Genomic DNA, 26,393 nt, shown 5'->3' on the forward strand with positions numbered 1-26,393 from the left:
TACTATTGACACTGCATTCACGATACTGTAACATTTGGTTCGCAATCAGCTGTTGCAATACTTGAACAAGAATAGTACAAATTTTGTTCATGCTTACTATTGAGTCGAGGTCTTCATATAGTATGAACCTTACAAATTAGTAATTTATCATGTAATTATTATTAAGTAGTGCAATTTGTACTAGCAAATTGCATATAAAAGTATATAGAAAAAGAGGGTTCATAATGAAAAACAACAAGAAAAAGTTCCATTATGCTTGGATCATCCTAATCAGTGTTGCTTTAACTGTTGGTTTAACTAAAGCAGGTATTTCTACTGCCGGCGGTTTATTCCTAACACCAATCACTGATGATCTAGGTATCGGTATGGGAAGTCTTACTTTATACTTCTCAATCGCATCAATCGTTACAATGGTATTTCTACCATTAGCAGGTAAAATCATCGCTAAATATGATGTTCGTGCAGTATTAATCATCGCAATGTTATTACAAGGTGGTAGTTTCGCTGCATTCGGTTTAATGAACTCTGTATGGGGTTGGTACATTTTCTGTATCCCAATGTCAATCGGTTCAGTATTCTTAACTCAAATCGCAGGTCCTATTCTATTAAACAACTGGTTCAAAAAACATAACGGTCTTGCATTAGGTATCATGGTAGCAACTGGTGGTGTCATCGGTGCAATCTTACAGCCAACAGCTGGTAACTTAATCGCAGATCAAGGTTGGAGAAACACTTACTTCATCCTAGCTGGTCTTGTAACAGTAATCGTAGTTCCATTAGTATTCTTTACAATTCGTTTCGCTCCAAAAGATAAAGGTCTACAACCATTAGGTGCAGACGAAGTGGATGAAAATTCAGATACTCCTGCTGCTCCAACTGCTTTATCAGGCGTATCATTCAAAAATGCTAAGAAATCAAGTGCTTTCGTTGGATTATTCTTATTCTTCTTCTTGATTACTTCAATTGCATCATTCAGTCAACATTTAGCTCCATTCGCTTTAAACCACGGTTTCGACATTAAATTTGCTGGTACTGCTTTAGGTATTATGCAACTTGGTATCGTAATCGGCGCATTATCATTCGGTGTATTAGCTGATAAAATTGGCGCACGTAACACTGCAATTTTCGCAATGGCATTAGGTATTATCCCAATGGTAATCCTATTACTAGTTCCTGAAAACCCAACATTATTCATCGTAGCTGTTACAATCTTCGGTTTCGTCGTATCTTCACTTGGTACACTTGGACCGCTATTAACTTCTGCATTGTTCGGTATGAAGGATTACGCTCAAATTTACTCACTTGCAGCAATTGGTTTAGCTGTTGCAGGAATCGTAGCTTTACCAGGTTACGGATTCATGTACCAAATCACAGGTTCTTACTACTCAGTAATTATCGTTGTACTTGTACTATTAATCGCAAATATCTTCTTGATTCTATGGGCATTCATGGGCAAGAAGAAACTTGTCGAATCAGGTGCTTGGGAAGACGAAACAACTACAAAACAATAAGAACTGTACTACCCCTACTATTTCAAAGTAGGGGTTTTCTTTTCGTTATTTTGATATATTTTATTCATCTGTTCATACTTTCACATAAAGTGAACTGTGACGGTGTTGTTGTACAGATTAGATAGAAACTTTCATTTCTATATTTACTTTTTTACAATATGAATTCATATTACAAAAAACTCCGATTAGAACTGATCGATATTTTCTCGTTCTAATCGGTGCTTTTTGTATTCATTTTCTGTTTTAAACTATATAGATATAATTTTTAAACTTCTTTCCATTCCAATCTTGATTTTAAAATGAACGATTCTGTCCCTTATTTTACATACAGATTAAAGGTTTTTCCTCCTATTTCCTTCTATTAAAATAAAACAATTTTTATTTTCGTAGTATAAATACATTTATTGACACCCAAGTCAGTATATTGTAATATTCAAATTATAAAGACTATTGTGAATATTTAATAAGAATGGGGTTATGTGAATGAGTCAATCGAAGAAGAAATTTCATTATGCATGGATTATTTTAATTGGTGTCGCATTAATCGTTGGTTTGAACAAAGCAGGGATTACCACTTTAGGAGGTCTATTTTTAATTCCGATCACAAAAGAGCTTGGCATCGGTATGGGCAGCTTATCGCTATATTTCTCAATCGCTTCCATCGCGACAATGATCACCCTACCGATTGCTGGTAAAGTCATTGCCAAATATGATGTGCGCGTTGTCTTAATCATTGCGATGCTACTGCAAGGTGGTGGATTCGCTGCGTTCGGTCTAATGAACTCTGTATGGGGTTGGTATATTTTCTGTATTCCGATGTCTGTCGGTTCGGTATTTTTAACGCAGATTGTAGGGCCCGTACTCGTAAACAATTGGTTTAAGAAGCATAACGGGTTAGCGCTTGGGATCATTAGTGCGACGGGTGGTATTATTGGGGCCATTCTCCAACCAGCAGCAGGTAATTTAATTGCGGATCAAGGATGGCGTAATACGTACTTTATTTTAGCTGGTGTCGTAACGATCATCGTTATTCCGATTATTATTTTGACAATTCGATTCGCACCAAAGGATAAAGGTTTACTACCATTAGGTGCAGAAGAAACACCTACAGAAGCACACGAAACAACAGAAGTTATTTCAGGTGTGTCATTTGCGAATGCTAAGAAATCGAGTGCTTTCGTGGCATTATTCCTCTTCTTCTTTTTCATTACATCCATTTCATCATTTAGCCAACATTTTGCGGCTTTCGCGATGGATAATGGATTTACGATTCAATTCGCAGGGAATGCGCTAGGTATTATGCAAATCGGGCTTTTAGTCGGGGCGATTTCATTTGGTATCTTAGCTGACAAGTTCGGTTCGAAAAATACAGCCATCTTTGCGATGTTACTCGGCATGGTTCCTGTATTAATGTTCTTATTCAACCCGACAAATCCGGTACTCTTTATGATCGGTGTTGGTATTTTCGGTTTCATCATTCCTTCTTTAAGTACTTTAACGCCGCTTTTAACTTCAGCACTTTTTGGGAAGAAAGATTATGCACAAATTTACTCTACCGCTGCGATTGGCCTTGCGATTGCAGGGATTGTGGCACTACCAGTCTACGGCTATATGTTTGAATTAACTGGTTCGTACTTTTCTTCATTAATCGTGTTACTTGTATTATTCGCAGCAAATATTCTTCTACTAATTTGGGCGTTTGCAGGACGTAAGAAACTAGTTGCTGCTGGTTTAATGGAAGAAGAAGTGATCACGATCAAAAAATAGTATACAAAAAAGGAAAATCGGCGTTTTAACGCATGATTTTCCTTTTTCTTATTTAGCCATCATTGTATCAACTATTTCATGAATAAATTGTTCTCTTTGCTCTGCATCAAATTTTTCGATTTTCACATTCGTATCAGACAAGTAATTCTTCGGCCAATCTACTTTGCTATCGGAATAGATTTTCTCTAAAATCGATTTCGTTAATTGCGTTTCTTCATTCGATTGATCCAACGCTTTTAATAGTAGGAACTCTAATTGAATAGAAGCTTCCCCCCACTTCCCTTTACTATCTTTAATCGCTAAACGAGCTACATCTAAATAGCTCTGCTGCGCTTCAGAAAGTTTTTGCTTTTTATGAAGTGTGAATTCCTCCGAAAAACCATCCGCATCTTCTAACAGTATATTGTCGCCTTCTTTTAAAGCTGATATTTCCTGCCATCTTGATTCATATTGCCGCGGAAGAAGTTTTTCGTCATTGATCAGTTCCAACGATTCGCCATCTTCCGTTTCGAAAATGAATAATTCATCGCGATTGTTCAGATGCTCGACTTTCAAATTCCCAACACGCTCAAGCTTAATATCACGCGTCAGTTCATCGATCATGACTGGCAATGAATTATGTAGGAAATTAATTTCAAGCGATTCCTTGCTAAATGGATGCATCGACTCCGAATAATATAGCTTCTCTAATTTCTTATTATTTCGGATTCGCTTGTCGTATTCTGTCGATAACAAATCAAATGTTAGAAGCTCTTGCGTCGAAATATCATCCCATTTCCTTCTATTATAATCATTAATCGAAAGTTCCCCTTTGATTTTCGATTCACCGAGTTTATTGAATCCATCTTGATTATAGCCGTCTTTGCCATAGCCAAATCGGTCATAACCTTCTTCGTTTATTCCATCTTTATTAAAACCAAAGACATCATACGGTGATTTGAAAGTAGAAGGTTTGCGGTCCACATCAGTGCCTGAAGCCTTGATGCCATTAATATTATAGCCATACTCGTCATAGCCCTCATGGTCGAAACCGTTTAGATTATAGCCCCTTCTATTAAAACCTTCCTTATTATAACCAAACTCCGCATAGCCTTCTTTTTCTACAAATTCTTTTATTTCTCTCGTGATTTGCTGCTTCTTCTCACTTCTATATTGTTTCGCGCTTTGATATTTTATATGATTAACGACTAAACTATCGGAAAGTTGATAGTTTACGTTTGCTTCTTGTTTCATTGCTGAACCGATTGTTTCCTTTGTCGAAGTTGTACAACCAGTTAATAACAATGTGCTAACTAATACACTAGCTGTAAATGACTTTTTCATACTTTCCTCCTATTATTTAATACACTTACAGTAACAAACGAATGGATAGAAGTAAATGTAAATGACGATTTCACCCGCTTTTTTTCATGAAAATTACTATTGATTAACAAATAATCTTAGTGTTATAATAGATTCACATACTAATACATTAGCAGACTAAAGTGTTGATGACGAAGGGGACTTATACAATGAAAAAATTTGGCGTAATGCTAGTTTTCTTACTAGCACTAACTGGCATACTTGCTGGCTGTGGTAATGATTCTAAATCAGGCGCAGACAAAAAAGAAGTAATAATCGGTGTTGATGATCAATTCGCGCCAATGGGCTTCCGAGATGACAAGAATGAACTAGTCGGTTTCGATATTGATTATGCGACTGCCGCAGCAAAAGAGATGGGTTACACAGTAAAATTCCAACCGATTGATTGGTCTACGAAAGAAGCAGAACTACAAAGTGGCCGAATCGACTTAATTTGGAATGGTTATACAATTACTGATGATCGTAAAGAAAAAGTATTATTCACTAAACCTTATTTAGAAAATGCACAAGTTGTCGTAACGAAAGCAGATTCTAAAATCGCTAAATTAGATGATTTAAAAGGTAAAAAACTTGGCTTACAATCACAATCTTCAGCTTCTGAAGCATTAAATGCCAACCCAATCAAAAAAGATGTAAAAGACGTAAGTGAATACAAGGACAATGTCACTGCATTAAATGACTTAAAAACTGGTCGTACAGATGCTGTCATCATTGACGAAGTTGTTATTGATTACTATATGAAGAAAGAGAAAGATTCATTCAAAGTTTTAGATGAATCATTAGCACCTGAACAATACGGTGTTGGCGTTAAAAAAGATAATAAAGATTTACTAGAAAAACTACAAAAAGCATTAGATACAATGAACGAAAATGGTACTGCAGAAGAAATCTCTAAAAAATGGTTTGGAGAAAGCAAAGTACTAAAATAATTTATGAAGATCTGAAGTCGATTAGTGTAGCTTTCTTGCACTGGTCGATTTTCTTTTCACAATGATAGGAGGACTAATGATGAGCTTTGAATATTTCATATCTATATTAAAACCCATGCTAACTGGGGCTCAAATGACATTGCTACTATTCTTTATTACAATTGTCGTATCTGTACCACTTGGCTTTGTCGTAATGCTTGCACAAAAAAGTGCATTTAAACCACTTTCATGGCTCGCTCACACATTCGTGTATGTAATGCGTGGTACGCCACTATTACTACAACTGATTGTCGTATGTTTCGGTCTTCCTGTGCTCCCTGGCATTGGTGAATACTTAGTATTAGATCGTTTTACAGCAGCAAGTATCGCATTTATTTTAAACTATGCAGCTTATTTCGCGGAAATCTTTAGAGGTGGAGTTCTTGCGATTGATAAAGGCCAATATGAAGCAGCGCGCGTTTTAGGATTAAATAAATTCCAAACTTTAATTAAAATTGTCATTCCGCAAATGTTCCGAATCGCTTTACCTTCATTAGCGAATGAATCAATTACATTAATGAAAGATACAGCTTTAATTTACGCGGTAGCAGTTCCTGAATTACTACACTATGCACAAACAGCTGTAAATCGTGACTTAAACTTCTTCCCATTCGTAGTCGCAGGTGCGATTTACTTATTATTAACAGCAATACTTACATTTATTTTCAAATTATTAGAAAGAAAATTTTCATTTGAATAGGAGGTAAAATCATGGCTATTATCAAAATTGACGGTTTAAAAAAATCATTTGGACAAAATGAAGTATTAAAAAACATTACATTTTCTGTAGAGAAAAATGAAGTTGTAGCAGTGATTGGCCCTTCTGGTTCAGGGAAAAGTACGATGCTACGCAGCTTAGTACATCTCGAGGAAATCAATGGTGGCTCAATCAAAATCGGCGGCGCTTACCTTGCTGAAAATGGTAAGTATCCAAAAGCGAAAGAAATTCAAAAAATTACAGCAAAAACGGGCATGGTATTCCAACATTTCAACTTATTCCCTCACTTCTCGGTGCGTGAAAATCTTGAAATGGCCCCAAAACTTGTGAAAAAAATGGCAAAAGCAGATCTTCATAGGATGAGCGATGATTACTTATTAAAAGTCGGTCTATCCGATAAGGCGGACGCGATGCCTGGTAGTTTATCAGGCGGTCAAAAACAGCGTGTAGCGATTGCTAGAGCGCTTATGATGCGACCAGAAGTATTACTATTCGATGAACCGACATCAGCCTTAGATCCAGAGCTAACTGGCGAAGTATTGAATGTTATGAAGGATCTTGCGAAAGATGATATGACAATGATTGTTGTTACGCATGAAATGGGCTTTGCGAAGGAAGTAGCGGATCGTGTCGTCTTCATGGACGGCGGCGAAATCGTCGAGCAAGGTACACCAGCACAAATATTCGACAATCCGCAACACCCACGTACACAAGCTTTCCTAAGTAAGAATTATCAATAAGAAAAAAAGCAGTTCTGATTACTTTCAGAGCTGCTTTTTCTTGTAGTTTCCTATTAAAATTGCGATTAAAACGGTAACTGCTAATAATAAACTTTGTAGTTTACCCGCTTCAATGAATGTGAAAATGAGGATCAATGCTACGACAAAAAACAATCCGGCAATAATTAGTTGTTTTTTCATTCTGCGGACTCTAAAACGACTTGATCTTTGTCGCTATCTTTGTAATAGTAGTATTTTTTACTGTCATTTTTCAATTTTACATATACTAACCAGTTTTTATCCCCTGCTAGATTAGCGATGAAAGGATCCAATTCCTCAATATTTGATTTTTCGATATTTTTTTCTTCGATTAGATAGGTTTGTACTGCGTTTTTCGCCGAATATTTCTTAAATTCTACATAGCCCCAAACACTTAAGCCAATGATGACTACTGCTCCAATAAATATGCCTAATTTTTTCATACTTTACCCCTTTCAATATCATATACTTATTATACCATTATTTCAAAAAAATGTTATACCATTTAAAAAAGCGAGATCCTATTTCAAAAGAAATACGATCTCGCTCGATTTATTCAATTATGACAGCCATTTTGGTGGTGTGTTTTTACTCCAGTAAACATCGCCTAGATCATGGTGTTTGGCAAAATCATCATCTGCTAAGTGGTAGTGGAAATTATAAAAGTACCCATCCAATGGTCTATTTTCTGTACGAACATGGAAACGAATGATATCTTCACCAGTTGCTTCATTGTACACATTGAACATTTTTTCTGAATAATTACCACTTGGTCGTTCTGTAATGGCAATTTGTTGTTTTTCTTGTTCATCTAAATCCTCTAACACTTGATCCATCACTTCTTGCATTTTCGGGAAAATAACTTGGTCAAACTCATTTTGAATTTTTGGCCCTACTTTTGTGCCGAATTTTTCATATGATTGCTCTTTCGCAATCGAGATTAAATCCACTTCCTGATAAGGTATTTCAAAACTCGATTCTATGTAAGTGGAATGAGTTTCACCGTAATTTTGAGATTTCGCACTTGCTTGATCTTCTAATAAGTTATTCCATATTGTATGACTGGGTGTAATAACCCCTAAAGTTACAACTGCTACCGCAGATACTAGAAATTTCTGAATCCATTGTTTCATAAAATCACCCTCTTCATTGAATTTGAAAGTTTTTTGTCATTATAGTATATTTTTGGAAACTAATAGTTTTACTTTTGTCCATTCCATTGTACAATAATCATAGAGATATTTGAAAACAAAACCGTTTGAAGGGAGTTTTACTATGTCATCAATTATTATTGGTCTTGGTTTTCTCGCTTTACTTGCTTATATGACGTCACTTTGTATTACTGACTAATTATTAGACGATTCAAAATACAATTAGTTCCGTCTACAAAGAAATACCCTGATTGAATGGAATGCAATCCATTGATCAGGGTATTTTTCATGTCAATTCAATGACACCAAAGTGAAATTTCGTATTCGGTCGAAGTAATCGCTCAAACTGATATTGCTCAAATAATGGTGAACGGAAATGCGCTTTTAGGACAACACGTTGTCGCGCCACTCTTTTCGCTTGTTCAATCCATTGTGATTGCACTTCATCATGTACACCCGCATTACGCAGTGGTTTAAAATTAACTGATTCTTCGATTGTTTCTTCAAACATCGGGTCTAAGTAAACAACATCAAAATGATTGTCAGGTAAAGTTGCCAAGTAGTCTACAGCATTCATCGAAACAACTTCAATTTTCCTCATATTCGATAATTGAGGGAGTTTTTCAGCTTCAAAATCATAGTTTTGAAGGCCTTGTTCGACAATGAAAGCGACATTTGCATTGGCTTCACATCCAACCACTCGCCCACTTTCTCCAACGACTTCCATCGCAATCATACTGTCTGTCGCAAGGCCTAGCGTACAGTCGAGTAAAGTGCTGCCTTCCTGTAATTGCGCGGCTTCTATAAACGTATCTTTCTCACCACGAACGACTCGTTTAATGCGGAATGCAGCAGAACTCGGATGAAAGAAAAATGGTTCTGTCGCGCCAAATGGAATGTATTCATAGCGATGTTTGGCTGCTACAATAATGTTCGCTTTATGCGTTTCAGCTATTTTTTTCAAAGATTGCTTATTTCTCGGAATCAGGTCTACATTTAGCTTTTCTTGGACAAAATGCGCCTTCTCTAAAGAAAGCGCATCTGGTCTACCACCTGTAGTGGTAATGGTTTTTATTTTGAACATACTTGTTCTAAAGCACCAACTAGGTGATCGCGAACTTGTTCCATCATTTGACCTTCGATTTGTTCACGAGGGATGAAATAAGCTAGGTTGCCGTCTTTCCATACTGCGATTGATGGTGAACTTGGTGGTACCTCGTCAAAGAACATACGCATTTGCGCAGTTGCTTCTTTTTCTTGACCAGCGAAAACCGTTACAAGGTGTTCTGGTTTTACTTCAACTTGGTTTACCGCTTCAATTACTGCTGGACGTGCTAAACCAGCTGCACAGCCACATACCGAGTTAATAATAATAACCGAAGTTCCTTTTGATTCTTGCATATGATCTACAACATCATCTGGTGTAAGTAATTGAGTGAATCCTGCATCTACAAGCTCCTGGCGCATAGGTGCAACAATCCCCCTCATGTAGTCATCGTAAGCATTTGTCATAGTAAATATCCTCTTTTCTATCTAAATAATCCATTAACATAGCACTTATTATAGCAAACTAATGTATGATATGAAACTAAGCCGACTTACAAATTATGAAGCGAAAAGGACTGATTATTTATTTTCATTCAATTTGATTGCACAAAAGAAACCCCCTATTTCCAAGTATCAACTGAACAACGGATGCGGTTGATTACTGATACACTATCAGCAACACAGTTGAAACAATTACTGACAGAAGTATTCTCGAATGACGCTACTATTCATACAATTTTTTTGAGTGAATATATGATTCGAAATAAACGGAAATCTGCCAATCCAAAGGTCGGAAAGCATATACATATTACAAACTGGCGTGAAGTAATAATTTGGGATGAAGAAGATGATGTCGCATTCATACATGCCCATGTCCGTAATATTAGCCAGGAATCGCTGATCAACTACTGTACAAAAAGCACGCTAGAAGCTTATATCATTTTTTACTCCGAAGATTATTTACTCTATGTAAACAGCGATGTTGTCGACCTTATTTCAGAGGATCCAATGCAAATTGAAAAGTTGAGACTTTTGCATAAGAAAACGACTTCGAAATAACTCGAAGTCATTGCTTTTATTTATTAATGATTGATGTAAGGCTGCTGCTCGCCTTCATTTTTGAGCCACCACTTTGATTATTATTACCATAGTATTTAATGAGTCCAACACCTTTTGCGTAATACTTGTAATTCGTATTCGGACTTTGATGTTACATTTTCAAATTGTTTTAGACATTGTTATATTCGTAATTTCATAACCCATTTTTTCATATAGACCACGTGCAATTTTGTTATGGCCAAAAACATTTAGACCAATTTTAGTCATACCTAACTCTTTAGCAATAATTTCAGCTTCTTTCATTGCGTTCTTGCCATACCCCTGCCCTTGATATTGATCGAAAATTACAAAATCATATATATAGCCTTCACTAGGCTTTGTAGGCGCTTTTTGAGCTATCCAAATCATTCCAACTAAGAGATCGTTGTGAAAGATAGACAATAAATGATTATTCTCGGTCTTCTCATCTTTTGGCAATAGTCGTTCAAATGTTTCCCTCGACAATTCAATCGCTTCATCTTCATTCCAATTACCTGACGCAATCTTATCTTTTGCATAGTCTTCAATTGCATAACTGATATATTGTTTGAACTCCTCTTGGTTCATAGCTTGTAGTGAAATCAATTTATGTTCCTCCTAATCTATTTTTTATTTTAACATTTTTTCGAAATTCCGAATATTTGTACTGTCTAAATTAAAGTACTTCTATTTCAAAAAAACCAGACACTCCATTTCGAAGTTGTCTGGTTTTTATGATCTATTTAAAGAAATTGATTGTCGTAATGATGATTGGCATACCGAATACGTCGATTAGGAATGCGCCAACAATCGGCACGATTAAGAATGCTTTTTGAGATGGGCCAAATTTCTTCACGACTGCTGACATATTTGCCATTGCGTTAGGTGTAGCACCTAAACCATGTCCTAAGAAACCTGATACCATTACAGCTGCATCATAATCTTTTCCTAATGCGCGGAATAGTACGAATACCGCAAATAATACGATGAAGATCACTTGGATTAAGACGATGAAGAAGATTGGCAATGCAACACCAGCAACTTCCCATAGTTTAATGCTCAGTAATGCCATTGATAAGAAAATACCTAATGAAATATCACCGATTAAGTTAATTTCCTTCATATTAATGACACCCGGTTTGAAGCGATCCATTACATTTCGTACGATTACAGCTGTGAACATTGCGCCCACATATGCAGGTAATACGAATCCTGTTAAATCAGAGAAGAATTGGCCTAAGTAAGTACCAACTGCCATACTGAATGTAATTAAGAAAATTTGAGACATGAACGATTTTTCTGTTACTGGATGCTCATATTGCTCAACGTATTCTTGAGATGTTTCATCCGTTGATTTTAAGTTGAATTTCTTCACTAAATATTGAACGATTGGTCCACCAATTAAAGCACCCGCTACTAAACCTAATGTCGCTGCAGCCATACCAATTGAAACCGCTGAATCTACGCCCATACCTTGAAGTGTCTCTCCGTAAGCAGCCGCTGAACCGTGACCGCCCTCCATCGAAACTGCTCCGACCATAACACCTAATAAAGGTTCTAAGCCGAATAATTTAGCGAAACTCACACCGATTAGATTTTGCATTAATGCTAGGAAACCACAGGCAATCCAATAAATGATTAGGATTTTCCCGCCTAAACGGACTAAACGGAAACTAGCACCAAGACCGATTGTTGTGAAAAATGTAATCATGAAAATACTTTGTAATGAAGTATCTAATTGAATTTCAAGTGTATCTGTTGCTTTCAATGTCGTCGCAATCGCCGCAAAAATTAATCCCCCAACTACAGGAGCTGGAATACAGAAACGACTTAGAAAATTGATTTTATTTACAAGGAATGTACCGAGTACAAACATGGCTACCGCTAAGAATAATGTTGTAATTTGATTGATTTCTAACAATTTATTTCCCCCTGATTAACCCAACCATAGCTTCATTTGTCAATTGCGCACCTAATTTCACCGTGATTCCACTCGGGTCTAGAGAAGGATTTACTTCACAAATATTAAAACTTGTTGTCTTTTGATTAGTTGTAACAAAACGAATAATTGATCTTACTTCTTTCGGATGCATACCGAACGGCGATGGAGCACTCACTCCAGGCGCACAGGCCGCATCTAAGACATCTGTACAAAGCGTTAAGAGAATTACATCACATTTAGCAGAAAAGTCGTTAAAAGCTGTTTCTACAGTTTCTACCGTCATTTCATCTTCATACAAGTATGTAACACCTAAGTCACCTGCACGTTCAAATAATTCAACTGTGTTGCCGTATCGCTGAATACCGCATACAAAGTAAGATGCATTCACATCATCATCTAAAATTTGTTTGAACATCGTGCCTGAAGATGGCTGTTCATCATAATCTCTTAAGTCGAAATGTGCATCAATGTTCACGATGCCGATTTTTTGATCTTCGCCAACCGCTTGTCGAACACCTAAATAATGTCCGTAAAGTGTTTCATGTCCGCCACCTAAAACGATACATTTCGTATTGTTTACTAATAGCTTGCTTACATGATTGCCTAGCTCAATTTGCGCTTCTTCAAGTGCCGTACCCTGACATTGCACATTGCCGATATCTGCAATTTTCACATTTTCATTGAAAATATGGGGCAAACTCGACATGCTTTGACGAATGGCATTCGGACCTTGTGAAGCGCCCAGTCTTCCTTTATTTCGACGTACACCTTCATCGCATTCAAATCCGACAAATGCAACATCATATGTGTCTGTTGTCACTTCATCCGAAGTAATTGATTTTACAATTTGATGCAGACGGAAACTAGCACGATTTTCGGTACTATCCGTTCTGCCGGTCCAATATTTTTCAATTTCATTATTGTACATATTTTTGACCTCCTTTATGTCATTTGTAAGCGTATTCCTAGTATAATTTTCTTGATATATAATTACTAATACCGATTTATTATAAATTTATAGCTTTTAACTATAAATCACTATAAAATTGGTGTTATTATTAAAATCAAATACTTGAGGTGACAAATGGATCTTAAACAATTAACGTATTTCATCACAATCGCTCGTGTCGGTAGCTTTTCAAGAGCTGCCCTCCTACTCCATGTTTCACAACCTTCTATTAGTAATGCCATCTCCAATTTGGAAACCGAAATCGGCAGTCCTTTATTCGAAAGAACGACGCGTCAAATTCGCTTAACGAAGACTGGCGAGTTGCTTCAAGACCGTTCTACCGAGCTTTTGAAGCAATTTGCCATTATGAAAGAGGAATTGCAAGATGTCATTCACGGGGAAGAAGTGAAAATCGTTTTCGGCATGATTGAGTCGGCACATAACTGGTTTGCGCAAGTCATAAAGGATTTCAAACAGCAGTTTCCAGCCATTCAATTCTCTGTTATTGATACACTTTATAACTCCAGTGTCTTTAAAACGTTGGAAAATCATGACATTCACGCGACGATTTCAAATCAAGAAATTAATCATAATTCCATAACAAAAATTCCACTTTATCAAGAAAAATTTGTTGTGATTTTCCCAAAAGGTCATGCTTTTTCTGAAAAAGAAACAGTTTCTCTTGCAGAAATTAGTAAAGAACCATTGATTACGGGCATGCCCATTTTTGAAACATGTAAGCAAATATTGTCCGCATTTGAAACTTTACATTTAACGCCACAAGTTGCCTATGAAATTGAACGTTTTGAAATGGCAAAATCGCTTGTTGAATGTCATCTTGGCGTGAGTATTCTTCCTGAAAAATACGTTTTGCAACATTTTCCTGAATCGCTCGAATATCGCATGATTGAAGATCAAATTCTTTCGCGCCCAGTATATCTCTACTATTTAAAAAACCGTCATTTCCCGAATTCTATTTTGCAGCTATTCCAAAATATCCAAAATGCTTCCTATTCAAAATAGACATTCAAAGTTTTGCCTTATTTTTTTTGAAAGATTTATGCTACGATAGACTTAATGAATGTAACTTAAAGGAGTTTTACGTATGTTAAGCAATTTTGAGATTTCAAAATATATGCAAGATCATAAAATGTATAAAGGGTTCGAAATTGCACAAACCGATTGCAAAGCAGTGCCTGAAGGAAGTCATCTTCTATATAAAAAGGGATTTGACCAACTATACTTTATTAAAATTATCGAGAATAAGTTGAATAAAGAGTCGAATGAAAAAATCGAAGCGATTGAAGTTGTCGAAACATATAAGTTTTCAATGTATGATACGGTACAATTCGATCAATATGCGATGTCACAAAAATATAGTTTCACTGCCGAAACAGGTGAATCTTTAACGCTGAAAACATGGCTATCTACTGCTTCACTTCGCTCGATCATGCCAAGCCGCATTAAAATTAAAATTGTGGAACGTAAATGGTATAACAAAATTATCGGTTTCCGCTCAAATCAACCGAGCAAAATGATCGCTGCAACACTTGTCTACATCACATTCTTCGTCGCATTAATCAAATTCCTAATGGAAAGATAATACGCATCAGAAAAACCGGAATCGCTCTGTTGGGCGGTTCCGGTTTTTCATTGTGAACTCAAATGAGCTGTTTTTTAGTTTTTCATTTTCGGATCGAATGCATCTCGCAATCCATCGCCCATTAAGTTGAAACCAAGAACTGTTAGCATAATTGCTAAACCAGGGAAAATCATTGTCCACGGTGCATTCACTAAGTAAACGCGGGCATCTGACAGCATTTTCCCCCACTCTGGAGCTGGCGCTTGAGCACCTAATCCTAAGAATCCAAGTGCAGCTGCTTCAATAATAGCAGTCGCAATCGCTAATGTTCCTTGTACGATGATTGGAGTCATCGAGTTCGGCAACACATGGGTGAATAAAATCCGCGAATCCTTCATTCCAATTGCTTTTGCAGCGGTGATGAATTCTTCTTCTTTAATACTTAACACTTTCGAACGAATTAGTCGCCCGAAGTTCGGCACGTTTACAATCGCAATCGCTAATAATGCATTGAAAAGAGATGGCCCTAATGCTGTAACGATGGCGATCGCAAGAAGAATACTTGGGAATGCGAGTAAAATATCAAAGAACCTTGAAATGATCGTATCAACCCAGCGACCATAGTAACCCGCTAAAATCCCTAAAATACTCCCGACAATAATCGAAATGGCAACTGAAGCAAAACCAACCATTAACGACAATCTAGAACCTAAGACGACACGAGAGAAAATATCGCGTCCGAAAACATCCGTCCCAAACCAAAATTCAGATGATGGTGATTGTAACTTCAATTTAAAATTTTGTTCATTGATTCCTTGTGGTGCAATTAATGGTCCAAAAATGGCGAGTAGGATGAAGAACACAACAATGATTGTTCCGATTACTGCCAGTTTACTCTTTCTAAAAGTACGTAAACTATCTTGAAAAGGACTTCTTGCTTTCGCCTTACTACTTTTCGGATTTAACTCTGGTGTCATACTTGTCATAATTCTTCCCTCCTAATCGTATTTAATTCTTGGATCAATAATGCTATACAATAAATCGACAATTAAATTAATCATGACGAACATGAATGCCACGATTAAAATACCTGATTGAATGACTGGATAATCTCGCGAGCTAATCGCGTCGTAAATATAACGACCGATTCCCGGCCAACTGAAAATTGTTTCCGTTAAAATGGCTCCTCCTAAAAGTAAACCAGTTTGTAGACCGATGACTGTTAATACAGGGATGACCGCATTTTTCAAACTATGCTTATAGACAACTAAAGACATTTTCTGCCCTTTCGCTCTCGCAGTTCTCACATAATCTGCGCGCATTACTTCCAACATTGTTGAACGCGTCATACGTGCGATAATCGCCATTGGAATCGTTGCTAATGCTGTTGCTGGCAAGATTAAGTGCTTCACAACATCAATGAATTGATCAAATCGACCAGCAATTAATGTATCGATCAAATAGAAATTCGTAATCGCTTCAACTGGATCTCGCGAGTTAAATCGGCTTGAAGTTGGCAAGATGCCTAGCTCCACACTGAATGCCCATTGCCCCATTAAGCCTAACCAGAAAATTGGAATTGATACACCGATTAACGCTAAAATCATCGCTGTATAATCAAACCAAGAATTTTGGAACCATGCAGAGATGATGCCGGCATTCACACCGACTACGATCGCAATGACCATCGCCACTACTGCTAGCTCAATTGTTGCAGCTAAATAAGGGAAAATCTCTGTTGCCACTTGTTCACCTGTTTTGATTGATTGACCGAGATCTCCCGTAAGTAGTTGACCAAGATAATGGAAATACTGTATGTACCATGGGTTATCTAATCCCAGACTGTCTCTTAATGCCGCAACCGCTTCTTTCGTCGCCTGCTGTCCTAAAATAATTTTTGCCGGATCACCAGGAATTGCTCTTACAATCATAAATACGATAAATGTCATACCGAATAATACAGGGATTAATTGTAGTAATCTCTTACCTATATATCGAAGCATAAACTTACCCCCTCATTGTGTTCTAATAGAAAATCCATTCTAGCTTCGAGCAATCAATGGGCGTGAACCCATTGATTAGCCCTTAATAAAATGGAGCAGTTACTACAAATTACTCAACTTCAACTGTATCGAAGCGATCCGAACCAGTTGGATGTGGATTGAAGCCTTTAATGTTTTTGTTACCTGCTAATAATGGTGTTGAGTACGCTAGTGGAACCCAAGGAGCTTCCTCATGTAAAATTTCCTGTGCTTCTTTATAAAGAGCCGCACGTTTATCTTCATCTACTTCAATTTGAGCTTGTTTTAAGATTTTATGCGTTTTGTCATTTTTGAAGTAAGTGTAGTTATTACTACCGATATTATCTTCATCAAGTAAAGTGTATAGGAAGTTATCCGCATCTCCGTTATCACCAGTCCAACCTAGTAAGAACGCATCTGCTTCACCTTTACTCGCTTTTTCTAAATACGTACCCCACTCATAATTGACAATTTTAGATTTCATGCCGATATCTTCAAGATTTTTCTGAATTGCTTCAGCAATTTTTTGACCATCTGGCATGTAAGGACGAGGTACCGGCATTGCCCATAATTCGATTTCTTTACCATCGTAATTTGATTCTTTTAATAATTTCTTCGCTTTTTCTGGATCATATTCATAATCTGTAATTTCGTCATTGAATCCTTGAATTACAGGTGGCATAGCATTTTTCGCAACTTCTGCTTGCCCTTCGAAGAATGCTTCTACAATCGCCTTTTTATCAATTGCATGGTTCACAGCTTGACGAACTTTTTTATCATCAAATGGTTTACGCGTTACTGTTAAGCCTAAGTAACCTACATTTAATGATGGACGTTTGAATAATTGTAAATCTGCATTACCTTCAATTGAAGCTGCATCAGAAGGGTTAATACCATCTGCGATATCGATATCACCTGATGTTAAAGCGTTTAGACGAGCAGAGTTATCCGGAATTGAACGGAAAATTAACTTATCCACTTTTGGTAAACCTTTTTGCCAATAATCTTTATTCTTCTCTAAAGTAATGGCATCATTGCGTTTCCACTCAACAAATTTGAATGGTCCAGTACCTACAGGGTTTTTCTCGAATCCTTTTGCATCTTTTTCAAATGCAGTTGGAGAAGCGATTGCAAATGGCGTCATCGCTAAGTTTTTAAGGAATGGTGCTTGTGCGTGATTTAAAGTCATAACAACTTGATCATCACCATCAGCTTTTACTTCTTTGATTACAGCGTTTTTCTCACCTTTGAAACCACCGAACATTGATTGGAAATAAGGATTTGATTCCGCATTACCATTCATCCAGCGGTCAAAGTTTTTTACAACTGCTTCTGCATTGAAGTCAGAACCATCATGGAATTTAACACCTTTTTGAAGTTCAAAAGTATATGTTAATCCATCTTTTGAAGTTTCCCATTTTTCAGCAAGACCTGGTACTAATTCTGTACTACCTTCACCGAAATTAATCAGTGTTTCCATAATATTTTTCGTAACACCTAGTGATTCACCATCTGTTACTGCTGATGGATCTAGTTTTACTGAATCCGCTCCACGGCCGTATACTAAGGTTTTCTCTTTTGCATCGCCACCAGAGCCTTTTCCGCCCTCTTCTTTTTTACTTCCACATGCCGCAAGAATAGTCGATAATACTAGGACTAATAAAAGGACAAATGTTAGACTTTTTCTTTTATTCATCTTTACCCCTCCGTTTTTGCAAAATTATTATCATTGTTTAGGCCATCTTTATACAGATGACACGCCACAGAATGACCAGGTTCAACTTCTACTAACATTGGAATCTCCTTCGAGCAATGGTCCATTTTAAACGGACATCTCGTATGGAATGTACAGCCAGATGGCGGATTTGAAGGACTCGGAATATCTCCCTTCAGCAATTCCGTCTCCCTTTTGAAATCAGGATCTGGAACTGGAACTGCCGCTAACAACGCTTGCGTATAGGGATGTAATGGTTTTTCATAAAGCTGCTCACTATTCGCAAGCTCCACCATTTTCCCAAGATACATCACGCCCACACGATCACTAATATGGCGAACTACACCGAGATCATGCGCGATAAAAATATATGTTAGCTTCAATTCTTCTTGAAGGTCCTTCATTAAGTTCAATACTTGCGCTTGAATGGAAACATCGAGTGCCGACACCGGTTCATCCGCAATAATTAATTTTGGATTTGTCATAAGCGCTCTCGCAATACCAATTCGCTGGCGTTGTCCACCACTGAATTGATGTGGGTATCTTTGCGCATGATAGCTACTCAAACCGACAATATTCAACAGTTTCGCAACTTTTTCTTTGCGTTCTTTCGCATCGCCGATTCCGTGAACACGCAATGGTTCTTCCAGAATCTTTTGAATATTATGACGAGGATTAAGGGACGCATACGGATCTTGGAAAACCATCTGAATATCTCGTCGTGCCTTCCTTAGCTCTTCCTTCGACATCTTCGTGACGTTCTTTCCTTCGAAAAACACTTCGCCTTCCGTTGGCTCAATCAATCTCATGAGGGAGCGCCCTGTCGTGGATTTCCCGCAACCTGATTCCCCAACAATACCTAAAGTCTCGCCTTGTCGAATCTCAAAGGAAACATCGTCTACCGCCTTTACTTGCCCGACTTCTTTGCCGAAAATCCCTGCTCGAATCGGGAAATATTTTTTCAGACCAGTTACTTTTAATAATGGTTCAGACATTTAATTCACGCTCCTTTTCTTCCACGAGGAAGCATCTAGAAGTATGCTGTTCACCTGTTTGATAAATAGGTGGATTCTCTTTCGTGCATCGGTCAAATGCGAATTCACATCTTTCCGCAAAACGACAACCAATTTCGATGGAACCAGGCTTCGGTACACTACCAGGTATGGAATAAAGGCGATCCTTTTTCACACGCATATCCGGAATTGACTGAATTAATCCTTTCGTATATGGATGTTGCGGATTTTTGAAAATCTCACTTACTGGCCCTTCTTCGACAATTTGGCCACCATACATGACTACGACGCGCTCACATGTTTCCGCAACTACGCCTAAATCATGCGTAATAAGCATAACCGCTGTATTTAGACGGTGATTCAACTCTCGCATCAATTGTAAAATTTGCGCTTGAATCGTCACATCTAATGCAGTTGTTGGCTCATCCGCAATGAGCACTTTCGGGTCACAAACTAATGCCATCGCAATCATGACACGCTGGCGCATTCCTCCAGATAGCTGATGCGGGTAATCCTTTATTAATTGTTCTGCGCGTGGTAATCCAACGAGTTTCATCATTTCAATTGCACGTGCAGTTGCTTGTTTTTTCGACCAACCCTTGTTATGTAATAGAATCGCTTCATTCAGTTGCTTCCCAATCGTAAACAGAGGGTTCAATGATGTCATTGGTTCTTGGAAAATCATCGCAATATCATTGCCACGAATTTCACGCATTTCTTTTTCCTTTAATTTTGTTAAATCCTTACCTTCAAAAAGGATCTCACCTTTCGTAATTTTGCCCGGTGGTGAAGGAATTAACCCCATAATCGATAGCGACGTCACACTCTTCCCAGAACCAGACTCACCAACAATACCTAAAATTTCTCTTTCTCTTAATGAAAATGTAATTCCATCAACTGCAGGTATTGCACCATCGTCAGTGAAAAATGTTGTTTCCAAGTTGTGGACTTGAAGTAGCTCTTTTTGTTCAGTCATTGACATCTACCTTCCACTTTTAAAATTTTCTGAAAATTATAATTTTTATTTTACAATACTTTTACATATAAAGGCAACTATTTATATTTTCGGCATATAAACTTATATTGGTAATTCAGAAACCGAATTACTTTAATGATTTAAAGCGATATATTGCTTTTGTTATTATTCCACTATTCTATATTTCACATTTTATCCTTTATGAAGTTTGTTCTAGTTCTTCCGATGAATTTTGTGAAACACTACAGAAAAATCATTGATTTCATTACATTTCAATGTATTAGTAGCAGTTGCAAAATGCCCTTTTTACTATGACTTAAATCGTCATTTTTAAATCAAAAAATCACCTATCCAGTAAATGCTGGTAGGTGATTCTTCTTAAAATTATTTATGCTTAGCTTGAGATTGTGACCTCATCCCATGCTTCATTTTGTAATTGTGTTAGCCAATTAAATGCGCGTTGGCGTTCCAATACGACACCTTCATCCAATAGTGCTGGTGCTGTTTCGCCATTAACGCGTGCTTCTACACAAGCCCAGTGGTATGAATAGTTTTCATCCATATGGTCTAAAATTTCATCCGCTGGTCGTAATTCAACATCGACAAGCATTTCACCAATATTTGTGTAACTTGTTAGAAGGTTTAAAACTGCTTCCACATCGCAAATATTCGTAGGTTCTGGTAGTAGATCGACGAGATTCACCGACCATAGCATTGTCCAAGCCGCTTCGAATAACCACATTTTATCGACTAATTGTTGTTTCGTATACTCTTCCTGTTGAAGAAATGCTTCTTCTGCAGGCGTTAAATTCATTTTCACACCGTAGCGATTTAAAAATACTTCCGCAATTCGGCGAGAAGCTTTAATATTTTCTGGTTTTTCATCGACAATGATCTCACGCACAAATTGTGTAATGATTAACATCGCTGAAACACGTCGAGCGATTTCTTCCGCCGATTTTAAGTGAACGGACTTACTATCAGGTAATAGGGGCAAATGATCGATATACGGGATTTTATTCGCCGATAAGACCGCTTGTGTCGCCCTTCTTCTAGCAATGCTTTCTTCCGCTACTTTCGTTTCCTTTTCTGCGACGATTACTTGCACATCATCCGCAACAATTTTGCCATCAGGATCGACTAATTCAGTACCTGTTGAATCTAAAATATAGCCAGAAGGTAGGAATAGAAGACCGCCGATTTTTTCCGTAGCTGCAATCAGATTCGGCCAAAAATCCTCCACTTCTGCTTCTTCCACTTGGAAGGAAATCATCGTATTTACATGAACCGCTTGGAATAGAATTTTCTCCTTTAATTCAGTTTCCCCGATTAATTCCGCGGCTAAGTAACCGACGAAACCACCTGTAAATTGGTTTGGATCCTCATCTTCTATGCGTTCTTTTATATGAATTGTACAAATTTGTTTCTTTTTAAATAGACCTTTTTTCAAAATGATCATACTTTCACCATCTTGTTGAATGACGTAATTCGCCATTGATTCGAAAAGAATTGATTCGATTGTTGATGTATCTTCAATTGATGCGTATAAAGTTAAGTTTGCCATCATAAATCCCCTCACAATATAAATTCATCTAAAAGTATAGTGTAAATGCCCAATCATTGCCACCTTTTACAGCTTCAATTCAAAAAAAGAAGCAGTCGTAACTACTTCTCCTCTAACACTTTTGCCAACTTCTGCTGCCAAATTGCATAACCTTCACCATTCAAATGCAATCCGTCACTCGTGTAGGCTTTATTCAATTGATGCCCTTTTAAAAAAACGTCATATAAATCGACAAGTAATACATTATTTTGTTTTGCAAGATTTCTTATTTCTTCATTCAATTTCATGATTTGCCCATTTTCTACTTTCGTTGAACGAATATCCTCATTGAATGGTAGCACTGTTGTCAAAATAATCTTCGTTTTTGGCGTTTGTTCTTTTATTTGCGTAATCAATAATTGATAATTCTCTATGATTTTCTTTTGTGGAACTTTCAACGATAAATCATTCGTACCAATCATAATGACAATTTTCTGCGGTTGTCCCATTGTCACATCTGACAATCTTCTAAGTAAGCCTGCTGTCGTATCTCCACCAATACCTCGATTGACGATATGTAAATTTGGAAATTGTTCATCCCACTCATTATACAAAATCATACTATCTCCGAACATGACGATGTCTTTTTCTGTAATCGGTAAGCGACTAAAAAGATTACTTCGCTGTTCATAATGTTCCGGTCTTAATACATCAGCCATTTTCTTCTCTTGTGACTTCACTTGATCCGAACCTTTGTCATTTACGAAAACAAACACGAGTATCGCAATGAGCAAAACATTTAAACCAACCGAAAATGTTAATTTTCTATTCATTCTAATTCACCTTCTCCATAAATGATTATTTTATGCTAAAAACAAAAAGAAAACAATGGAGGAAATCTCCATTGCTTACTTTGGATGATCTTGTAGCATCGTTAAATCTGTCATCATAAATGCTTCATCATCGATATATTTTTTCAATCCTTTTACAGGGATTGAACGAGTTCTTTTACCTGTTTTCAAACTATATTCATCTAAGAAATGTTTTTTCTTCGCATCTTCATAAATAAAATGCAAATGACCATCTTTAAATGTAGCTTGTGCTAAATAATCATTTTTCACTGGTAATCCCTGTACTGTGAACGCTTCATTTACTTTTCCAGTGTCGACATTATAGCGAATTACTTTGCCTAATCCATTTAAAAAATAGAAATTATTTTCGAATAAATAGAGGCTTTCGTTAAAGCTTAGAGGAAAACTATTCATCGTTTCCTTTTCAGAACGGTACTCCGCTAATGTTGTCATTTTTAATTTTGCAGTTTTTCGATCAATTCGAACTAGGACAATATTTTCATATTGATCCGATTCATAATGCGAACCTACGAAGTAATAAGCATCTGGTAATGCCACGATTTGAGAAATTGAGTCGAAATTTGCTGCATTTGGAATTTCTAGTTGTGCGATTGTTTTCACTTCGGCATCTTTCTTCAACTTAACCTTTTTTAATTGATACTCCATCGAGATTAAATCCTGTGTTAAAAGCATAACATGGTCCGCATCATTGCCTGATGTTGATACGAAATGAGGTACCAAAAGTGTATTGAATTCGTTGTTACGATCCGTATAGCGAATCGACATTTGATAATCATGTTTTTTACTTAAGCCACTATTATAAATCGCATAAAATTGATTCGTTTCTTCTAAATAACTCGCTCTCGTACCGCGAAAATCTAGTTCATCAAAAGTCGTTTTTTGAATATGGTCGGTCGTAAGTGTCATTTGGTTTGATTCTTCTACCATGAACTTGTTACCTACAAACTTCACTTCGCCATACTCGACAGGATTAATCGGAAAGCCTTTCACATGGCCGGTATCATCAATAAATACGACGGAACCTTTACCATTCTTCTTCTCAAGGTTTTCGGCATCTTGAGAAATATAAAGCGCTGCACGATTGTCTTTCACGATACTTAATTGTAAACCTTCATTTGATTTCACTTTACTTTTTTCTGGTGTTGGATCATAAAATTTAGTAATTATAAAAGCAGCAACTAATAAGAGAATAATTCCTCCGATAATTGCTGCAGAAGCTCTTTTTTTCACAAAAAATCCCCCTTACTCCTGCTTACTCTACTAATTATTCTATAGTAGTAGCACTCTAGACGCAAAGGGAAACTTAAAACAAGACATTATGACTAGATGGCAATTTTTTGGTAACACCAATTCAGGAAATCTTTTCGCTCCACAACATTTAAAATACAAAATGCGTGTTCACGATTTTCTAGTCGGATCAACTCTTGCGGATAGTTCATCGTATTGATTGTCATATAAGGTAATTTTCGTTGAGCTTTACGGGAACGGAAATTTTCCACGCGCGCTCCAGCGAAAATATGATGTAATTGTAAAGTTTCAAAAGCAGTGTATAACATTTTCTCTTTTGCTAATTGGTTATAGCCTTTCCCCCAATGAGCAGAGCCAATCCATGTACTAATATGGCTGCTTTTGTGCAATTGATCGATATTATGCAATGTAATGACGCCGATTAACTCGAAATCTTCATTCATAATCATACGAGAATAGTGGTTCCCCATCATCTCTTCTAATTGCATCTCACGAATAAAATCCATCATGACTGCAATGGATGTTTCATTTTCTGATAAACCTAGTGGCCCTCTCACTTCGGGATCACTTAGTAAAGTCGACATTTGCTCAGCATAGAAAATGTCATGTGGTTGTAAATAAATTTTGCGCATAAAAAACCCCTCCAAATCGAACTATTCATCGCTTGCTGATGATTTGGTGGTTTGTGAAATCTGTATTTTTTTCAATTACACATGTTCACAACATACTATTTTTTTGAAATAAATGCTCGAATGACAATAGATTCACGATTCCAAAAGCTTACACGGAATCGATTATTATATGTACTGTCTTCTAAGTCAGAAATCATCTGCAAGCTCCTTTATTGTTTGATAGTGCCATTATAACAGAAATGTCACAAATTGTTCAAATTTACTGCTTTACATTTTGAATATAATAAGGGAAAAGGGAGTTGAATGAACTTTGAATTACATTTTTGATTTTGATGGTACATTAGCAGATTCAGAACAATGTAGTATTTTAGCTACGCAAAAAGCATTTGAACAATGTGATTTACAAATCCCCGATGAAGCTCAAATTAAATATTATATGGGCATTCCAATTGAAAAATCATTTGTCGAAATGGCTTCGCGCTCATTATCGGCTGAGGAGTTTGACCAATTGCTTGTCGTGTTTAGAGCGGCTTATAAGGAATTTGAAACAGCGACATTAACACTCTTCCCAAATATTTCACATGTGTTACAGCAACTTCAAAGCAATAATCACCACTGTTTCGTCCTTTCAAGCAAGAAAACAGAAGTTCTGAAAAGAAATTTAGAAGCATTACAAATTTCGCACTATTTCAAAGATGCATTCGGTTCTGATCGTGTACAAAATTACAAGCCTGATCCAGACGGTATTTTCGCAACAAGCCTATGATTTTGCGGCAATCGATACAATGATGATTGGCGATGCGATTTTCGATTTGCAAATGGGTAAAGCTGCCAACGTAAAAACATGTGCAGTTACTTGGGGCAGCCATTCAGTCGAACAACTTTCCGCAGAAAATCCAGATTTCATCATCGACGAAGCTCTTCAATTACTGGCGATTATCTAAAAATCAGCCCTTCCTTTTACGAAAGGAAGGCTGATTTTTTATTGATGTGTTTTTGCTTTATTTTGCGTATAGACGACTTTATCCGTTAAATCGCCAATGACAGGGTCGTCACCATATATTTTCAATACTTTCGAAGCAATGTTGATGACTTGATCCATATCACCTTTTTTATATACGCGGTCAATTTTCAATGTCTGTTGCTGTAAATTCATTTTCTTGGCTTGGACGAGCATCGATTGCGCCTGTACATGGTCTTTGTTATTTTCTAACACCTCATTAAATACAATGATCGCTTTCTCACTGTCATTTTTACTTAAATATTCCACTCCTTCTTCCATTTTATTTTGTTCTAAAATCTTTGGAACAATAAATGCAATTGCCGCTACAAGTGATACTGTTAGGAAAATATAAAGGATTTTACGAATGTCGCTCTCCTCCCCCATCAATTAGTTGTACTTCCACTATACCCACTTTAACATCTGTTCGGTAGAATTCCCCCATCTTCTATAAGTGGGGGATGAATACCGTTCAGTTTGAGGGTTACCGTTGGTAACTCGAAAACTGATATAAAGGGTTTATTGCCTTTTTATTTTAGGTT

General features: G+C 37.0%; 29 protein-coding genes. 10 read left to right on the forward strand and 19 right to left on the reverse strand.

Annotated features, from left to right (window positions below):
- Window positions 1–224 precede the first annotated feature (224 nt).
- Both DF281_RS10470 and DF281_RS10475 read left to right on the forward strand, forming a co-directional pair.
- A complete protein-coding gene (locus tag DF281_RS10470; RefSeq protein ID WP_109350210.1) occupies window positions 225–1,511 on the forward strand; it encodes an MFS transporter in 1,287 nt (428 codons plus the stop codon).
- Between the two features lie 483 nt (window positions 1,512–1,994).
- Complete coding sequence (locus tag DF281_RS10475; protein WP_109350211.1) at window positions 1,995–3,278, forward strand: MFS transporter; 1,284 nt, start codon at window positions 1,995–1,997, stop codon at window positions 3,276–3,278.
- Window positions 3,279–3,326: 48 nt separating this feature from the next.
- Here the strand turns inward: DF281_RS10475 and DF281_RS10480 are convergent, their stop codons facing one another.
- Window positions 3,327–4,601 (reverse strand): hypothetical protein, encoded by a 1,275-nt coding sequence (locus tag DF281_RS10480; RefSeq protein ID WP_109350212.1) that lies wholly within the window; start codon window positions 4,599–4,601, stop codon window positions 3,327–3,329.
- 188 nt (window positions 4,602–4,789) lie between these two features.
- Here DF281_RS10480 and DF281_RS10485 point away from each other — a divergent pair, with 188 nt between their 5' ends.
- The 3 genes from DF281_RS10485 (at window position 4,790) to DF281_RS10495 (ending at window position 7,066) form a co-directional block, all read left to right on the forward strand.
- Entirely contained in the window at window positions 4,790–5,569 is a 780-nt protein-coding gene (locus DF281_RS10485; RefSeq protein ID WP_109350213.1) for an amino acid ABC transporter substrate-binding protein, read from the forward strand.
- A gap of 79 nt (window positions 5,570–5,648) precedes the next feature.
- Window positions 5,649–6,308, forward strand: a complete 660-nt coding sequence (locus DF281_RS10490; protein WP_109350214.1) for an amino acid ABC transporter permease — start codon at window positions 5,649–5,651, stop codon at window positions 6,306–6,308.
- Window positions 6,309–6,319: 11 nt separating this feature from the next.
- The gene (locus tag DF281_RS10495; RefSeq protein ID WP_109350215.1) at window positions 6,320–7,066 is read left to right on the forward strand and encodes an amino acid ABC transporter ATP-binding protein; all 747 of its coding nucleotides are present in this window, start codon (window positions 6,320–6,322) and stop codon (window positions 7,064–7,066) included.
- 24 nt (window positions 7,067–7,090) lie between these two features.
- On the opposite strand, the gene DF281_RS14755 is transcribed toward DF281_RS10495, so the two are convergent.
- From DF281_RS14755 to DF281_RS10515, 5 genes are all read right to left on the reverse strand, one after another.
- Entirely contained in the window at window positions 7,091–7,246 is a 156-nt protein-coding gene (locus DF281_RS14755) for a hypothetical protein (RefSeq protein ID WP_166636120.1), read from the reverse strand.
- Window positions 7,243–7,527 carry a DUF3139 domain-containing protein gene (locus tag DF281_RS10500; RefSeq protein WP_109350216.1) on the reverse strand — a complete coding sequence of 95 codons (285 nt, stop codon included), beginning with the start codon at window positions 7,525–7,527 and terminating at the stop codon, window positions 7,243–7,245. The genes DF281_RS14755 and DF281_RS10500 overlap by 4 nt, the downstream gene beginning before the upstream one ends.
- Window positions 7,528–7,644: 117 nt before the next feature.
- Entirely contained in the window at window positions 7,645–8,217 is a 573-nt protein-coding gene (locus tag DF281_RS10505) for a YpjP family protein (protein WP_109350217.1), read from the reverse strand.
- Window positions 8,218–8,521: 304 nt separating this feature from the next.
- Window positions 8,522–9,319: a class I SAM-dependent methyltransferase gene (locus DF281_RS10510; RefSeq protein ID WP_109350218.1), complete on the reverse strand. Its 798-nt coding sequence runs from the start codon at window positions 9,317–9,319 to the stop codon at window positions 8,522–8,524.
- On the reverse strand, window positions 9,307–9,747 hold the full coding sequence (locus DF281_RS10515; RefSeq protein WP_109350219.1) for a BrxA/BrxB family bacilliredoxin: 441 nt from the start codon (window positions 9,745–9,747) through the stop codon (window positions 9,307–9,309). Before DF281_RS10515 ends, DF281_RS10510 begins: the two co-directional genes overlap by 13 nt.
- Window positions 9,748–9,936: 189 nt before the next feature.
- Between DF281_RS10515 and DF281_RS10520 the strand changes: the two genes are divergently transcribed.
- Window positions 9,937–10,341 (forward strand): hypothetical protein, encoded by a 405-nt coding sequence (locus tag DF281_RS10520; protein ID WP_109350220.1) that lies wholly within the window; start codon window positions 9,937–9,939, stop codon window positions 10,339–10,341.
- A 159-nt stretch (window positions 10,342–10,500) separates the two neighbouring features.
- Here the strand turns inward: DF281_RS10520 and DF281_RS10525 are convergent, their stop codons facing one another.
- The 3 genes from DF281_RS10525 to hutG form a co-directional block, all read right to left on the reverse strand.
- On the reverse strand, window positions 10,501–10,965 hold the full coding sequence (locus tag DF281_RS10525; protein ID WP_109350221.1) for a GNAT family N-acetyltransferase: 465 nt from the start codon (window positions 10,963–10,965) through the stop codon (window positions 10,501–10,503).
- 133 nt (window positions 10,966–11,098) lie between these two features.
- Window positions 11,099–12,235, reverse strand: a complete 1,137-nt coding sequence (gene gltS / locus DF281_RS10530) for a sodium/glutamate symporter (RefSeq protein WP_240605545.1) — start codon at window positions 12,233–12,235, stop codon at window positions 11,099–11,101.
- Between the two features lie 46 nt (window positions 12,236–12,281).
- The gene (gene hutG, locus DF281_RS10535) at window positions 12,282–13,229 is read right to left on the reverse strand and encodes a formimidoylglutamase (protein ID WP_109350223.1); all 948 of its coding nucleotides are present in this window, start codon (window positions 13,227–13,229) and stop codon (window positions 12,282–12,284) included.
- Window positions 13,230–13,385: 156 nt separating this feature from the next.
- Here hutG and DF281_RS10540 point away from each other — a divergent pair, with 156 nt between their 5' ends.
- Window positions 13,386–14,273: a LysR family transcriptional regulator gene (locus DF281_RS10540; protein WP_109350224.1), complete on the forward strand. Its 888-nt coding sequence runs from the start codon at window positions 13,386–13,388 to the stop codon at window positions 14,271–14,273.
- An 82-nt stretch (window positions 14,274–14,355) separates the two neighbouring features.
- Window positions 14,356–14,853 (forward strand): hypothetical protein, encoded by a 498-nt coding sequence (locus tag DF281_RS10545; RefSeq protein WP_109350225.1) that lies wholly within the window; start codon window positions 14,356–14,358, stop codon window positions 14,851–14,853.
- A 74-nt stretch (window positions 14,854–14,927) separates the two neighbouring features.
- Here the strand turns inward: DF281_RS10545 and DF281_RS10550 are convergent, their stop codons facing one another.
- From DF281_RS10550 to DF281_RS10590, 9 genes are all read right to left on the reverse strand, one after another.
- Window positions 14,928–15,809: an ABC transporter permease gene (locus DF281_RS10550; protein WP_370447849.1), complete on the reverse strand. Its 882-nt coding sequence runs from the start codon at window positions 15,807–15,809 to the stop codon at window positions 14,928–14,930.
- A gap of 21 nt (window positions 15,810–15,830) precedes the next feature.
- A complete protein-coding gene (locus tag DF281_RS10555; protein ID WP_109350227.1) occupies window positions 15,831–16,835 on the reverse strand; it encodes an ABC transporter permease in 1,005 nt (334 codons plus the stop codon).
- 109 nt (window positions 16,836–16,944) lie between these two features.
- Entirely contained in the window at window positions 16,945–18,549 is a 1,605-nt protein-coding gene (locus DF281_RS10560) for an ABC transporter substrate-binding protein (protein WP_109350228.1), read from the reverse strand.
- Between the two features lie 2 nt (window positions 18,550–18,551).
- Complete coding sequence (locus DF281_RS10565) at window positions 18,552–19,562, reverse strand: ABC transporter ATP-binding protein (RefSeq protein ID WP_109350229.1); 1,011 nt, start codon at window positions 19,560–19,562, stop codon at window positions 18,552–18,554.
- Window positions 19,555–20,556, reverse strand: coding sequence for an ABC transporter ATP-binding protein (locus DF281_RS10570; RefSeq protein ID WP_109350235.1), 1,002 nt, complete (start codon window positions 20,554–20,556; stop codon window positions 19,555–19,557). The genes DF281_RS10565 and DF281_RS10570 overlap by 8 nt, the downstream gene beginning before the upstream one ends.
- Window positions 20,557–20,950: 394 nt before the next feature.
- Window positions 20,951–22,123: a DUF4272 domain-containing protein gene (locus tag DF281_RS10575; protein ID WP_109350230.1), complete on the reverse strand. Its 1,173-nt coding sequence runs from the start codon at window positions 22,121–22,123 to the stop codon at window positions 20,951–20,953.
- A 98-nt stretch (window positions 22,124–22,221) separates the two neighbouring features.
- Complete coding sequence (locus DF281_RS10580; RefSeq protein ID WP_109350231.1) at window positions 22,222–22,932, reverse strand: GDSL-type esterase/lipase family protein; 711 nt, start codon at window positions 22,930–22,932, stop codon at window positions 22,222–22,224.
- A 75-nt stretch (window positions 22,933–23,007) separates the two neighbouring features.
- Window positions 23,008–24,201 (reverse strand): hypothetical protein, encoded by a 1,194-nt coding sequence (locus DF281_RS10585; RefSeq protein ID WP_109350232.1) that lies wholly within the window; start codon window positions 24,199–24,201, stop codon window positions 23,008–23,010.
- 92 nt (window positions 24,202–24,293) lie between these two features.
- Window positions 24,294–24,851: a GNAT family N-acetyltransferase gene (locus tag DF281_RS10590; RefSeq protein WP_109350233.1), complete on the reverse strand. Its 558-nt coding sequence runs from the start codon at window positions 24,849–24,851 to the stop codon at window positions 24,294–24,296.
- Between the two features lie 310 nt (window positions 24,852–25,161).
- Between DF281_RS10590 and DF281_RS10595 the strand changes: the two genes are divergently transcribed.
- Window positions 25,162–25,617 (forward strand): HAD family hydrolase, encoded by a 456-nt coding sequence (locus DF281_RS10595; protein ID WP_307725170.1) that lies wholly within the window; start codon window positions 25,162–25,164, stop codon window positions 25,615–25,617.
- Window positions 25,565–25,795, forward strand: a complete 231-nt coding sequence (locus tag DF281_RS15005; RefSeq protein ID WP_307725169.1) for an HAD family hydrolase — start codon at window positions 25,565–25,567, stop codon at window positions 25,793–25,795. Before DF281_RS10595 ends, DF281_RS15005 begins: the two co-directional genes overlap by 53 nt.
- Window positions 25,796–25,833: 38 nt before the next feature.
- Here DF281_RS15005 and DF281_RS10600 read toward each other — a convergent pair whose 3' ends face one another.
- Window positions 25,834–26,241 carry a tetratricopeptide repeat protein gene (locus DF281_RS10600; RefSeq protein WP_133538416.1) on the reverse strand — a complete coding sequence of 136 codons (408 nt, stop codon included), beginning with the start codon at window positions 26,239–26,241 and terminating at the stop codon, window positions 25,834–25,836.
- Window positions 26,242–26,393 lie beyond the last annotated feature (152 nt).

Origin of the sequence: Kurthia zopfii, assembly GCF_003143955.1 — a bacterium.
Classification (GTDB): domain Bacteria; phylum Bacillota; class Bacilli; order Bacillales_A; family Planococcaceae; genus Kurthia; species Kurthia zopfii.